This window comes from Labedella phragmitis, from assembly GCF_004078635.1.
GTDB classification, from domain to species: domain Bacteria; phylum Actinomycetota; class Actinomycetes; order Actinomycetales; family Microbacteriaceae; genus Labedella; species Labedella phragmitis.
The window spans coordinates 1-14,276 of sequence record NZ_RZNB01000009.1; the positions used below are offsets into that span (position 1 = coordinate 1).

The window sequence follows — 14,276 nt, forward strand, 5'->3', positions numbered from 1 at the left end:
TCGCACTGCCCTCGACACACTCCGCCGGCGGGTCCTCACCCGTCTCCACGAGAACGTTGCCGAGCCGGTTGTCGCCCCGCGAACCGTCGGGAAGAACCCTCACGGAGTACGTGACCGTGGCGGTCTGCCCGGGCAGCAGCGAGCCCGTCACGACGATCGTCTGATCGACGACGGCGCTCGGGGTCAGGGTGTCGACGGATGCGACCGGCTGCGCGGTCACCTCGGCGTCGTCGAGCACCTTCGCGAGGTGGTCGGTGAAGTCGACGGCGCCGACGGCGTTGCCGCTGTTGGTGAAGGTGAGCGTGTAGGTGAGCACGTCACCGGCGTCCACGGAGGTACCCGATGCCGGGTCCACGGACTTCGAGGAGGTGACGTTCGGCAGGTCCGTCGAGGTGCATTCGAGGTCACCCGGATCGCACGTCGCGGGCGGCGGTGCCGACGGGTCGTCGAGGAGGAAGTTCGTCGCCCGGTCGTCGCCGCGCTCGTCCTCGTCGTTCACCGTGACCGTGTAGGTCACCGTCTCGACCTGCCCCGCCGCGAGCTCGCCCGTGACCGTGAAGACGCCCTGCTCCACGTCGCTCACCGAGAGCGCGTCGTCGGAAGCCGCGGGGTTCGTCGTGAGCGTCGCATCGTCGAGCACACCCGTGAGGTTGTCCGACTTGTCGACCGAGACCGGCCCCTGGCCCTGGTTGTCGAACGTGATCGTGTACGTCAGCGTCGTGCCCGGAACGATCGGATCGCTCGATGCCTCGACGGCCTTCGAGACGAGAAGCCGCCCGATCGGCGTGAGCGTGCAGTCCGGACGCTCCGCGTCCGACGGCTGACACACCGGCTCCTCCGGAACCGGCGGAACCTCCCCGTCCACCGACTTCAACAGGAAGTTCGCCGCGACGTCATCGCCCCGCTCCCCGTCCGCCCGGATGGTGACCGAGTACGTGACCGTCGTCGACGCACCCGCGTCGAGCGAACCCGTCACCGCGATCCGTGCACCATCACGCACGACGCTGAGCACACCCGAGCTCGGCTCCGTCGTGACATCCGCGTCATCGAGCACATGCGTGAGGTCGTCGACCTCGTTCACCGTGCCAGCACCCTGCCCGATGTTCTCGAAGTGCAGCGTGTACGTGAGGACCGTTCCCTCGGCCACCGGAGACTCCGACGCCTCGACCGTCTTCCACGAATCGATCTCACCGACAGGATTGCTCGTGCAGTTCGGATCATCCGACGCGCACTCCTCGTCGACCGTCGGCGGAACGTCGTCCGTCTCCCGGAGGAAGTTGCCGAGGTGGTTGTCACCCCGCGAACCATCGGGTGACACGGTCACCGCATAGGTGACCGTCACCGTCTGACCGGCCGCGAGCGAGCCCGTCACGACGAGTGAATCCGTACCGAGCACCGGCGACAGTGCGTCATCGGAGGACACCGGCGACACGGTCACGGCCGCGTCATCGAGGACGCGGGCGAGATAGTCCGTGAAGTCCACCGGGCCGACCGCCAGGCCGTCGTTCGTGAACGTGAGCGTGTAGGTGAGCACGTCGCCGGCATCGACGGACGTGCCGGACGCGGGGTCGACCGACTTCGACGAGGTCACGCGCGGCAGGTCCGTCACCGTGCAGTCGGTGCTGCCGGGAGCACACTCGGTCGGAGGTTCCTCGGAGCGGTCGCTCACGAGGAAGTTCGCCGCCCGATTGTCCCCGCGCGCATCCTCCTCGTTGACGGTGACAGCGTAGGTCACCGTCGCCGTGCCACCGGCACCGAGCGTGCCCGAGAGGGAGAAGACGCCGTCGATCACCGGCGAGGCGACGACGGCCCCGTCACCCGTGACCTCGGGAGCCGTCGTGAGTGTCGCGTCGTCGAGGACACCCGTGAGGTTGTCGGAACGCGAGACGGTGCCCGTCGCCGCTCCCGAGTTGGTCACGGTGACCGTGTACTCGAGGGTCGTGCCGGGCACGATCGGGTCGGCGGAGGCCACGACGGACTTCGTGTAGCTCAGCTGCGGGATCTCGTTGACCGTGCAATCGGGCGCGTCGGGATCCGCGGGGACACACTCGAGCTCCTCGGGGACGTCCCGGCCGAGGAAGTTGAGCGCACGGTTGTCTCCCCGCTCGCCGTCGGGTCGGATGGTCACCGTGTATGTGACGGTGCCGATCGTGCCGGCCGGGACGGAGCCCGCGATGAGGATCCGGTTCCCGTCGCGCACGGCGGTGAGACCGGCGCTGCTGGAGATCGTGCCCGTCACGTCCGCGTCGTCGAGCACAGCCGTGAGGTCGTCGAACGTGTCGACCGTCGCGGCCGCCTCGCCGTCGTTGTCGAAGGACAGCGTGTAGGTGATCGTCGATCCGGCGGCGAGCGGCGAGGACGACGGCACGGCGTCCTTCCGCTGCGTCAGGCTCGCTCCCGGGACCTCGACGGAATCGCACGGAGCGCCGATCGCCTCGGAGTCCGGAACGCACGCCGAGTTGGTGAGCACCTTGTCGCCCGCGCCCGTGTAGGTCACCGTGTAGGTGAAGACGGCGGTCTCACCCGCGGCGAGCGGCCCGCTCCACGACAGCGTCGGCGCGGTGTACGTCGGCTCGTCGACGGCCCGACCGTCGATCGTCGCGGTGATCGAGTCCGCCTCGAACGTCGCGTCGTCGAGGACCTCCGAGAGGTCGTCGGAGAAGGACGCGGGAGCGGCCGCACTGTAGTCGCCCGGTCCCGCATTCGTGACGCGAACGGTGTAGGTGAGGGTCTCGCCCACCGCGGGAAGCTCGCTCGAGCTCGAACTCTTGCCGATCGAGAGGGCGGGGAGTTCGACCTCGACGACCGCGCACGGTTCACCCGTCTCGGGATCGACGCCCTCAGCCGTCGCCGGATCGCATGCCGGCGGCGTCGGCTGGTCCCCGGGCGGTGACGACGGAGCCCAGGCGACGTTGCGCATCTCGCCGTCGCCGTCACGGTCGCCGAGCGTCACGGTGTACGTGATCGTCACGGCCTCGCCCGAGGCGAGAGGTCCTGCCCACGTGATCGTGGATTCGGCGTACGACAGCTCACCGGCGGCGGAGCCAGCGACCATCGCGGTCGCGTCACCGTTGTACGCGGCGTCGTCGAGCACGCCCGCGAGGGTGTCCGCGAGGTAGGCGGGGGCGGACTCCGTGAAGTCGCCGTCGCCCGTGTTCGTGGCCGTGACGGTGTAGGTCACGGTGTCACCGGAGCGGGAATCACTCGTCGCCGTCGAGGTCTTCTCGATGTCGAGAGCCGGGAGCGGGCAGATCGCACTGGGCCGGAACTGGGCGAGGAAGCCCTCCATCGGCTGACCGCTCTTGAGCTGCACGATGATCTCGTTGGGACCCGTCCTCCAGTCGTCGCCGAGGCTCGTCTCCGCGCCGTTCTGCAGCTGGAATCCCGCGTACAGGTACTGATTCGTCCCCGCCGGGGCCTGCGGAAGACCTGTGGTCTTCCCGCTCTGCGGGACGCCGTTGACGAAGACCTCTGCGACGTTGTTGTCGGCGTAGAAGCTCAGGTCGAGTTTGAGGGACTCGGGCGACACGTCGGGGTCGAGGACGAAGGCGTAGCGGTAGTACCAGTCACCCGTCGGACTGTTGGGACTCGCGATCGTCTGCTGTGAGATCCACTGGGCATTGCCGTACGGGCTCGCAGCCCACGCGGAGGGCACGATGTTGCCGACGTTGGCCGACGCCCACGTCTGGCCGGCCGGCGGCATCTGCACGGGATACGAACCGGTGCCGAACGGTCCGATGACGTCCCAGTTCGCATCCTTCGCGTTGTCGGGGAGGACTCCGCCCGTCGCGGCGTTGTAGCCCGTGTTGAAGATGTTGCCGTCGGTCGTGCAGTCGACGAGGGGACCCGCCGTCGGCACATCGAGCGTGACCTGGTAGTCCTCGACCTCACCGGAGGTCATGAGGCCCGTGGGCTGACCGGCGCTCGCGGCGTCCGCCGCGATGCGCAGTCGCAGGAAGGTACCGTTCGAGGGCTGGGCGTCCGCCGGGACGGTCCACGAGAGCGTCGCCCTCCCGTTCGCGCAGGGGACGACGCCGGAGCGCTCCCCGGTGTCGAACCGGCCGTTGCCGTTCCAGTCGATCCAGCCCGAGACGTATCCGGACCCCGTGCACGACGTGGCGGGGAGGGTGTAGGTGCCCCCGGGATTCGCGGTGATCGGTGTCGGGACGACGCCATCGTCGCTCGTACCGTCGCCCGAGGCGTTCGCGCTGTAGAGGGGCGCGCCTTCCGACGTCGTCCGCGCGCCGAGACGAAGCGTCGGCTGGCCCTGCGTGCCGAGCGTGAAGGTCGAGTTGGACACGGCCGTCGTGCCGACCGGCACGGTGCCACCGGTCCACGCCGGGGCGATGAGGGCTCCCGCCGCGCCGTAGCTCGCGGGCGCGTCGCCGAAATCAGAGCCGAGGACCACGCCGAGTGCGATGGCCGAGACGCCACCGCCCTGGAGGGTCACCGCGGCGCTCGTCGCACCCTCCATGAACGCGACGGCCATGGGGCCACTGCCGCCGGAGCACCACGCACCGTTCGGCGTGAGGCGGAGCGTGCCGTTCGCGTTCAGGATCGCCTGAGTGCTCGTGGTACAACCGGCGGGCGCCCGATAGCGGTCGATGATGCGCCACGTGGCCGTCTGGAGCGGACGCGCCTGGATGTACTCGTTGCTGGTGGCCTCGACCGTACTCGTCTCCGCATCGCCCATCACGAGCCCCTGGAGGGGAACCGGCACGCCGTCGAGGGTGACGGAACAGCTGAAGGTGAACGTGGGCGCCGCTCCTGCGACGGAGTTCGCGATTCCGGAGATGAGCTGGTTGTTGGTGCCCGTTCCGCCAATGTTGTAGAGGTCGTCGAGACCGTCGCCCTGGAAGTTACCGGGACGATAGGCCCGGATGGCGCCGCTCAGGCCCGTGATCGTGCACGTGGTCGCGAGGGTCTGACCGCCGATCGTCCGCGTGTTCGTGCGGGACGTGCCGTTCGTGATCGCCGTGCCCGCCGTCCCCCATTCGAACCAGTCGATGCTGCCTCGATGCGCTCCCGAGCCACCGGAGGCGTAACGCGCTTCAGCAGGAGCGACGGGCAGGAAGGCCGTCAAGAGGCCGCTGACGACGGCCACGAGCGCCACGACCGCCGCGAACGGCAGAACACGTCGCTCGATGTTCGATCGCCCGTCTCGGCTGGCTCGGCGAAGTCGGCGGGGGACTGTGATCGGCACGGATTTTTCCCTCGGGGCAGGCGGCAAGGTCGGAGTACCGGCACGCGGATGCAGTGAGCACGCGATCAGGACACTCTCTGCAAGCTACTGGCGGCACTGCTCGAGCGACTCATACTCGACCCGACGCGAGTTCAAGACCACCCCCGAATCCACCCCGGCCGCTCTGACGGCAGCATGATCGCCCCGATAAGCAAGGTCGTCGGGGATTTGCGCCAACGGGCCGACGTTCGACCAGACTGGGAACGGAACGCCGCACACACACGAGGAGCAGGTCATGGGTTGGTTCGATCACACGAGGAAGACCGCCGCACCGGACGAGAGCGGCAGGCCAGTGGTGAAGCGGCCCGCCTCCGCCCTGTGGGGTGACGGCTTCGGCCGGCTCGCCACGCGGAGCGTGCAGGTCATCGCGATCCTGATCGTCGTCATCGGCGTCGTGTTCGTGATCACGCAGTTGACGCTCGTGTTCATCCCGTTGTCGATCGCCCTCATCCTCGCGGCCGCTTTCCACCCCCTCATGCATTGGATGCGGCGGAAGGGTCTGCCATCGGCGATCGCCACGTGGATCGCACTCCTCGCGATCGTCGTGGTGCTCGGCGGAGTCGGCTACCTGATCTACGTGGCCGTCCGGAACCAGCTCGACGAGCTCATCGACTCCGCGGCGCAGGGCATCGACCATCTGTACGACTGGTTCCTCACGCTGCCGTTCGACATCAGCGAGGAGCAGATCTCCGGCTTCCGAGACAGCGCCGTCGACTTCCTCACGAGCAGCCAGTTCGGCAGCGGAGCGCTCGCGGGCGTCGGCGCCGCGAGCAACTTCCTCGTCGGTCTCTTCTTCATGATCGTCGTGCTGTTCTACTTCCTGAAGGACGGGCCCCGCATCTGGGAGTTCCTGCTCCGTCCCTTCGAGGGGCAGCAGTATGCGCGAGCTCGCCGCATCGGCGACAAGGCCGTCGACACGCTCGGCGGGTACGTCCGTGGCACGGCGGCCGTCGCCGCCGTCGACGCGATCGGCATCGGCATCGTGCTCTTCGCCCTGCAGGTGCCGCTCGCGCTGCCGCTCGCCGTCATCGTCTTCGTGCTCGCATTCATCCCGCTCGTCGGCGCCACTCTCGCTGGCGCGCTCGCGGTCCTGGTCGCCCTCGTCGCGAACGACCCCATCACGGCCGTGTGGGTGCTCGTCGCGGTCGTCGGCGTCAACCAGCTCGAGGGCAATTTCCTGCAGCCGATCCTCATGGGTCGCTCGCTCAAGCTGCACCCTCTCGTCATCCTCGTCGCGTTGACCGCCGGAACGATCCTCGGCGGCATCGTCGGCGCGGTCCTGTCGGTGCCGATCGCCGCCGTCGCGTGGGGTGTCATCTCGGTGTGGAACGGCGAGCACGAGCCGGCCTGGCCCGCGAAGCAGAAGCGCCCCGAACCCCAGTAACCCCTCACGTCAATTCGGCGATGGTGCGCGTAGTTCCACGCACCATCGCCGAATTAATGTTCCGGGAGGCGGAGGATGAGGGAGAGATAGTCGCGGAGGGCAGCGGCCATGTCGACGGCGTCGCGGTCGAAGAGCCACTGGAGCTGGATGCCGTCCCAGAGCGCCACGATCGACGCCGCGGCACGTACCGGGTCGACTCCGTCGCGCAGGACGCCGAGTTCGCGCAGCGCGGTGAGCTCCTCGACATAATCCCGCCGCAGGTTCTCGAACCGCTCGACGAAGTACTCCCGACCCGGGTGGTCGGCCGTCACCGCCTCCCCGGAGAGCACCGCGTACAACTCGATGACGCCCGGGATACCGACGTTGGCTTCGGCTTGCGCCTCGATCGACAGGGCGAACCGCGCAGCACGGCCCCTCGCCCCCTCGCCGGCTCGGCACCGCACCTCGTCCGGGTCGGGCTCCGGCTCCACGTCGTCCCGTCGCGCGAGCACCGCGACGAGCAGGTCCTCCTTCGAGGGGAAGTAGTGGAGCAGGCTCGTCTGGCTCATGCCCACGCGCTCCGCGACCTCCCGGAACGACCCACCCCGGTATCCGCGCGACGCGAAGACATCGAAGGCGGCGTCGACGATCGCCCGGCGCCGCTCCGCCGACTTCGCGTACGGGCCACGTCGGCGCGCAGTCCCCGCGACATCGGCGGGACGAACGGCGCCGCCGTCGGGTGCGCTCATGACGTCACCGGCCTCTCGGGTTCGGGTTCCGTGGCGGTCGAAGGACGCACGCACGCGCGCGCGGCGTCAGGCCGCCAGCGTAACGCAGATGAATTTCGAGCGAGTACTCGAATTCCGTGTTAGCGTGAGCGCACTCCGGCGCACCCGGTGCGTCAGCCCACACCACGATGAAGTGAAGAAGGCAGATGAGACAACTCACTCGACGCCAAGCGCTGAGCCTCGGGCTCGGCGCGGGCGCCGCCGCACTCCTCTCCGGATGCGCGACGCCCGGCACGACGACCGTCAACACGGCCCCCACGATCGGGGCCGCTCCTCCCGGCGAGACCGTCCGATTGACCTACTGGGCATGGCTGAAAGACGCCCAGAAGGTCGCGGACGTCTGGAACGCCCAGAATCCGAACATCCAGGTCGACGTCGTCTGGATACCGGGCGGCAACGACGGGGGCTATCAGAAGATGTACTCGGCCCTCGCGGCCGGTGGCGGTCCCGACATCGCTCAGGTCGAGATGCGCACGGTCCCCGAGTTCCTGCTCGTCAACGGCCTCGTCGACCTCTCCCGCTACGGCGCCGACGAGTACGCGGACCTCTACGACGAGACCCTCTGGAACCAGGTCAGCTTCCAGGGCAGTGTCTTCGCGATCCCGCAGGACTCGGGACCGATGGGCTTCTACTATCAGCCTGAGATCCTCGAGGGCGTGGGCGCCGAAGCGCCCGCCACGTGGGACGAATGGACCGAGATCGCCCGCGAACTGCGAGCAGCCGGAGGGGTCTACCTCGAGAGCTTCCCCGTGGCCGACGCGTCGACCTTCACCGCCTTCGCCACTCAGGCCGGCGCCCGCTGGCTCTCGACGGAGGAGGACGGCTGGGTCATCGACATGACGGACGAGGCCACCCTCGAGGTGGCCCGCTTCTTCGACGCGGCGATCGACGAGGACCTCGTCGACACGGCGAACGCCCCCTACTCCCCCGGATGGTTCGCCGCGGCGGCCGACGGGAAGATCGCGGCGTGCACGAGCGCGAGCTGGGGCGACGCCCTCATCGAGGGCATCAGTGGCGGTGAGGGCAAGTGGCGCGTCGCCCCCATGCAGCGCTGGTCGCTCGCGAACAGCTTCGGCTCGAGCTTCCTCGGTGGCTCGACCGCCGCGGTCCTCGCCAACTCGAAGCACCCGCGCGAAGCGCTCGAGTTCTCCGTCTGGATGACGACGACGCAAGAGGGCATCGACGCGATGATCACCAACAGCGGCATCGGCTGGTCACCCGCGAAGGACGAGATCGGGTCCGTGCGCGAAGGCGCCGGCTCCGACTTCTTCGGCGGACAGGCCTACAACACGGAAGTGTTCGAGCCCGCGACGCGCGAGCAGAACACCGACTGGTCGTGGTGGCCGATCACGCAGCAGTCGTTCAACATCCTCTCCGACGGCTTCCGCCGCAAGGCCGCCGGGGTCAGCCTCGTCGACTCCGTCGCGACAGCCGAGCAGCAGATCATGACGGCCTTCCGCAACAAGGGCCTCACGATCCGGAAGGCGGACTCATGACCGTGACACGGAACATCACGACGGCGGGCGCCCCGGCGTCCGCGCGCCGCCACCGGGGCCGCGCGGGATCGGGAGGTGCGGCGCCGTGGGTGCTCATCGCCCCGTTCCTCGCCCTCTTCGTCCTGACCTTCATCCTCCCGATCATCGTGGCGATCGGCTCGAGCTTCACGCGCGTGACGAGATCCGGCCTCTTCGGCGAGGCCGGTGTCGTCACCGAGTTCGCGTGGTTCCAGAACTACGCGCAGGCGCTCGCCGACGGGAACTTCGTCGCGTCGATCTGGCGGATGCTCCTCTTCGGCATCATCCAGGTGCCCGTCATGATCGTCCTCTGCACGATCCTCGCGCTGCTGCTCGAGTCGGCGTCGGCACGTTGGCCGGGCTTCTTCCGTGCCGCCTACTTCCTGCCGTACGGCATCCCCGGCGTGATCGCGACCATCCTGTGGTCGTTCCTCTATGTCCCCGGCCTCAGCCCGATCATCGACATCGCCGCCGTCGTCGGGCTCCCGCTCGACTTCCTCGGGCCGTCGACGGTGCTCTGGTCGATCGCGAACATCGTGACGTGGACCTACACCGGCTACAACATGATGATCATCATCGCCCAACTGAAGTCGATCCCGGCGGAACTCTACGAAGCGGCGAAGGTCGACGGTGCGAGCTCGTGGAGGGTCGCGCGCAGCATCCAGCTGCCGCTCATCCGACCGGCCCTCGTCCTCACGACGGTCTTCTCGATCATCGGCACGCTGCAGCTCTTCGCCGAGCCGCAAGTACTCCAGGACGTCGCGCCCGCGATCGACTCGCAGTACACACCGAACCTCAGCGCCTACACCACCGCGTTCGCCTACAACGACTACAACGTCGCGGCCGCGCAATCGGTGCTCATCGCCCTCGTGGCGTTCCTCCTCTCCTTCGTCTTCCTGCGCTTCACGAACCGGAGGTCGTCATGACCGCGACCGCGCACACGCCCGTCGAGAACGACACCCGCTCCCTCACGACCGCCTCCGACTCCGCTCGAGCCGCCCGGAGGAGATCGCGCGGCCACGACTCCGACCGATCGGCGGGGCGCTCGCCCGGGAAGACGATCATCGTGACCGTCGTCCTCGCCCTCGTCGCCGTCTACTTCCTCGTGCCGGCGTACTGGGTCGTCGTCGCGGCGACGAAGACGACCGAGGACCTCTTCGCCACGAACGGGTTCTGGTTCGCCCCGACGTTCGCCCTGTGGGAGAACCTCGGCCGCGTCATCTCGTACGACGGCGGCGTCTTCCTCCGCTGGTTCGCGAACTCGGTGCTCTACGCCGGAGTCGGCGCGCTGCTCGCCACCTACTTCGCGGCGGCCGGCGGGTATGCGCTCGCGAAGTACGCTTTCCGCGGGCGCGACACGATCTTCGGTCTCGTACTCGGCGGCGTCCTCGTCCCGGGCACGGCTACCGCGCTGCCGCTGTTCCTGCTCTTCAGCCAGATGGGTCTCGCGAACACGTACTGGAGCGTGCTGCTGCCGTCGCTCGTCTCACCGTTCGGCCTGTTCCTGTGCCGGATCTACGCGAACGCGACCGTCGACGCGTCGCTCATCGAGGCGGGCCGGATCGACGGGGCCAGCGAGTTGCGCATCTTCCACACCCTGGGCCTGCGCATCATGACCCCGGCGCTCGTCACGGTGTTCCTCTTCCAGCTCGTCGGCATCTGGAACAACTACTTCCTGCCGCTCGTGATGCTGTCCGACTCCGACCTGTTCCCCATCACGCTGGGCCTCAACAACTGGCGCAGCCAGGTCGACCGCCTCCCCGAGTTCTACGAGCTCACGACGGGCGGCGTGCTCCTGTCCATCATCCCGCTCGCCATCGCCATGATCGTCCTGCAACGGTTCTGGCGGGGCGGCCTCACCGAAGGATCCGTCAAAGCGTGACCACCCTCGACGTCGACCACCTCACCTCGTTCTCCCCCGGGTCGGGCCGGCGGACGCCGCCGCGCGCGTTCCTCCGATCGGACGCTCCACGACTGTCGCTCGAGGGAGTATGGCGGTTCCGGCTCCTCGCCGGCGCTCCGGGGACTCTCGGCGGCATCGGCGTACTCCCGGACGGCGAGGAGGTCGACGACGTCGGCTCGCCGGCACTCGACGACGCGGGATGGGACGAGATCCCGGTGCCGTCGCACTGGGTACTCGTGGCCGACGGGGCGTACGGACGACCGATCTACACCAACGTCCAGTACCCGTTCCCGGTCGACCCGCCGAACGTCCCCGACGCGAACCCCACGGGCGACTACCGCCGCCGGTTCGAAGTGCCCGAGGACTTCGACGGGGCGCAGAAGGTGCTGCTGCGCTTCGACGGCGTCGAGTCGGCCTACCGGGTGTGGCTGAACGGTGAGGACATCGGCACCGGGACCGGCAGCCGGCTCGTGCAGGACTTCGACGTGACGGCCGCCCTCCGCCCCGGGGAGAACCTCCTCGCCGTGCGCGTCCACCAGTGGTCGGCGGCGAGCTACCTCGAGGACCAGGACCAGTGGTGGTTGCCCGGGATCTTCCGGGACGTGACCCTGCTCGCCCGACCGGCTGGTGCCATCGACGACGTGACGGTCCACGCGGACTTCGACGAGCACACGTCGGCCGGGACGCTCGCGCTCGACATCGACGCGTCGCCCGCCGCCTTCCCCGTCACCGTGCGCGTTCCCGACCTCGGAATCGAGGAGCTCTGGATGACGGCGGCCGACGCCACTCCCATCGATGTCCCGGGAGTGCAGCCCTGGTCACCGGACCTCCCACGCCTCTACGACGTGCACGTCGAGTCCTCGGCCGAACTCGTCACGGTCCGGGCGGGATTCCGGACCGTGAGGATCGTCGGCGACCGCCTCCTCGTCAACGGGCGGAAGGTCCGCTTCTCGGGGGTCAACCGCCACGAGACGCACCCGGACCGGGGCCGTGTCTTCGACGAGGAGCACGCTCGCACCGACATGGCGCTCATGAAGCGGCACAACGTGAACGCCATCCGCACCAGCCACTACCCGCCGCACCCGCGCGTCCTCGATCTCGCCGACGAGCTGGGGTTCTGGGTCATCGACGAGTGCGACCTGGAGACCCACGGCTTCGAGTTCCACGGCTGGGCCCGGAACCCGAGCGACGATCCTCGCTGGCGCGACGCCTACCTCGACCGCATCCGGCGCACGGTCGAACGGGACAAGAACCACCCGAGCGTCATCCTGTGGTCTCTCGGCAACGAGTCGGGAACGGGCGCGAACCTCGCCGCGATGGCCGACTGGGTGCACGATCGCGACCCGTCGCGCCCCGTGCACTACGAGGGCGACTACACGGGCCAGTACACCGACGTGTACTCGCGCATGTATCCGTCCCTCCCAGAGACGGAATCGATCGGCCGCGACGACTCGACGGCTCTCCTCCTCGACTGCACGGCGTCGGAGTCGGAGCGCCAGCGCTCGAAGCCGTTCCTGCACTGCGAATACGCGCACGCCATGGGCAACGGTCCCGCCCTTCTCGACCGCTATCGGGCGCTCGCCGATCGGTACCCACGCCTGCACGGCGGCTTCGTGTGGGAGTGGCGCGACCACGGGCTGCGAACGCGCACGCCCGACGGGACCGAGTTCTTCGCGTACGGCGGTGACTTCGGGGAGGAGGTGCACGACGGAAACTTCGTCATGGACGGCCTGGTTCTGAGCGATGACACCCCCTCCCCCGGGCTCGCGGAGTTCGCCGCCGTCGAGCAGCCCCTCCGCTTCCGGCGTCTGCACGACGGCTCGATCGAGGTGCTCAATGACCGTTTCGCCGCGGACACGCGTGACCTCGACATCGTGTGGCGACTCGAGCGTGACGGCGTCGAACTCGATTCGGGTGTCCTGCAACCGACGGAGCGCGGCGGCGACGTCGTGGCCGCCGGATCGAGCGTCATCCTGCCCGCTCCCGACCTCGTCGCTCCCGACCTCGTCGCCTCGATCGGCGACGCCGAGGTGTGGCTGATGATCGAGGCCGTGCTCATCGAGGAGTCCCCCTGGGCGCCGGCGGGGCACGTCGTGGCGCGCGCGCAGTTCCTCGTGGAGGAGAACGCTCCGATCGAGCCGCATCGGCCGTTCGCTCCGCTCGACGACCCGGCGACGCCCATTGAGTGGGTGCGCGCGCGTGCCGCTCGTCAGCGGGCGGGCCGCGCAAGCGGACGTTCGGGGCGGGCCGCCGACGGATGGAGCACGGGCGCGCTTCCGACGAACGCGTCGCTCGGACCGGCACGGTTCTCCATCGCCGGCGCCCTCGACGGACTGTCCGGACAGACGGCGGCGGGCCCGCGGCTCGAGCTCTTCCGCGCTCCCACGGACAACGACCGCAGTCCGACCGGCGGCTCGCTCGACGTCGCCGATCCCCGCGCGAACCGCGGGCTCGGGACGCCCGGCCCGTCGTCGGAGGAGCACTGGCGAACGGCGCGCCTCGATCTCCTGCGGGCGCGACTCGACAGCCTCGAGCACCGGCTCGACGACGGCGTGCTCACAGGAGTGCGGCGGATAGAGCAGTGGCAGGCACCGGAGGGCGCCGCGAGCGTCTGGCAGGAGACGGAGTGGCAGGTCGACGACGACGGTGTCCGACTACGCGTGAGGATCACGCCGTCGCGCGAGTGGGACGGCGTGTGGCCGCGCATCGGCGTCCGCTTCGCCCTCCCGGTCGACGTCTCGGCGGCCACCTGGTTCGGCACCGGTCCGTTCGAGAACTACCCGGACAGCCTGCGGGCCGCTCGCGTCGGGGTCTTCTCGTCCGCGGTCGACGAGCTCGTCGTGCCCTATGCACGGCCCCAGGAGAGCGGTCACCGCTCCGAACTGCGCAGCCTCGAGCTCTCGCGGGCGGGTGGGGTCTGGTTGCGGCTCGCAGCCGAGGCGGACTCGGCGGGCCTACTGCCCGGATTCACGGTGCGCCGTCACACGCCGCACGAGGTGGCCGACGCACGTCATCCGCACGAGCTGCCGAGACCGACGGCCACGTATCTCACGATCGACGCCGCCCAGCACGGGCTCGGCACTCGCGCGTGCGGGCCGGACGTCTGGCCGACGGAGTACCTGCGGCCCGAATCGCGCACGATCACGGTGCGCTTCTCGGCCCCGGGCGGGAGTTGACCGGCCGGGTCAGCGCCCCGATCGGTCCGGGATGAGGTGGCGTGCGCCGAGCACGGCGCACGCCGTCGCGACGAGCAGCGAGCTGAGCAGATAGGCGGCGATGGTCATGATGCGGGTCCCCTCGAGAGTGCGCCGAGCAGCGCCGCGGGTGACGCTACCGAGACCGCGCGTGTTCGCGGCGGCATCGGCACCCTGTCTGTGGACAACGTTCTCCGAGCCTGTCGGCCGGCCATCAGAGCGACGACGGCCGCGACTGTGACGACGGGTGCTCGACGTCGGGTGCTCAGGGG

7 protein-coding genes are annotated in these 14,276 nt (G+C 69.1%); 5 read left to right on the forward strand and 2 right to left on the reverse strand.

What is annotated here, in order from left to right:
* The coding region (locus tag ELQ90_RS15945; RefSeq protein WP_128496299.1) for a CshA/CshB family fibrillar adhesin-related protein at positions 1-5,203 on the reverse strand (5,203 nt) is incomplete at its 3' end.
* 274 nt (positions 5,204-5,477) lie between these two features.
* Between ELQ90_RS15945 and ELQ90_RS15950 the strand changes: the two genes are divergently transcribed.
* Entirely contained in the window at positions 5,478-6,626 is a 1,149-nt protein-coding gene (locus ELQ90_RS15950; RefSeq protein ID WP_128496300.1) for an AI-2E family transporter, read from the forward strand.
* 53 nt (positions 6,627-6,679) lie between these two features.
* On the opposite strand, the gene ELQ90_RS15955 is transcribed toward ELQ90_RS15950, so the two are convergent.
* On the reverse strand, positions 6,680-7,354 hold the full coding sequence (locus ELQ90_RS15955; protein ID WP_128496301.1) for a TetR/AcrR family transcriptional regulator: 675 nt from the start codon (positions 7,352-7,354) through the stop codon (positions 6,680-6,682).
* Between the two features lie 185 nt (positions 7,355-7,539).
* On the opposite strand from ELQ90_RS15955, the gene ELQ90_RS15960 reads away from it, so the two are divergent.
* Genes ELQ90_RS15960 through ELQ90_RS15975 form a run of 4 tightly spaced genes read left to right on the forward strand, consistent with a single transcriptional unit; the run spans position 7,540 to position 13,986 of the window.
* Entirely contained in the window at positions 7,540-8,889 is a 1,350-nt protein-coding gene (locus tag ELQ90_RS15960) for an extracellular solute-binding protein (RefSeq protein WP_128496302.1), read from the forward strand.
* Positions 8,886-9,833 carry a carbohydrate ABC transporter permease gene (locus ELQ90_RS15965; RefSeq protein WP_128496303.1) on the forward strand — a complete coding sequence of 316 codons (948 nt, stop codon included), beginning with the start codon at positions 8,886-8,888 and terminating at the stop codon, positions 9,831-9,833. Before ELQ90_RS15960 ends, ELQ90_RS15965 begins: the two co-directional genes overlap by 4 nt.
* On the forward strand, positions 9,830-10,789 hold the full coding sequence (locus tag ELQ90_RS15970; RefSeq protein ID WP_128496304.1) for a carbohydrate ABC transporter permease: 960 nt from the start codon (positions 9,830-9,832) through the stop codon (positions 10,787-10,789). The genes ELQ90_RS15965 and ELQ90_RS15970 overlap by 4 nt, the downstream gene beginning before the upstream one ends.
* Positions 10,786-13,986, forward strand: coding sequence for a glycoside hydrolase family 2 TIM barrel-domain containing protein (locus tag ELQ90_RS15975; RefSeq protein ID WP_128496305.1), 3,201 nt, complete (start codon positions 10,786-10,788; stop codon positions 13,984-13,986). Before ELQ90_RS15970 ends, ELQ90_RS15975 begins: the two co-directional genes overlap by 4 nt.
* Positions 13,987-14,276: the final 290 nt, after the last annotated feature.

Excerpts from the sequence above, each read along its gene's own strand:
- ELQ90_RS15965 (WP_128496303.1), top strand. The coding sequence starts at position 8,886 with ATGACCGTGACACGGAACATCACGACGGCGGGCGCCCCGGCGTCCGCG.
- ELQ90_RS15955 (WP_128496301.1), bottom strand. The coding sequence starts at position 7,354 with ATGAGCGCACCCGACGGCGGCGCCGTTCGTCCCGCCGATGTCGCGGGG.
- ELQ90_RS15950 (WP_128496300.1), top strand. The coding sequence starts at position 5,478 with ATGGGTTGGTTCGATCACACGAGGAAGACCGCCGCACCGGACGAGAGC.
- ELQ90_RS15960 (WP_128496302.1), top strand. The coding sequence starts at position 7,540 with ATGAGACAACTCACTCGACGCCAAGCGCTGAGCCTCGGGCTCGGCGCG.
- ELQ90_RS15970 (WP_128496304.1), top strand. The coding sequence starts at position 9,830 with ATGACCGCGACCGCGCACACGCCCGTCGAGAACGACACCCGCTCCCTC.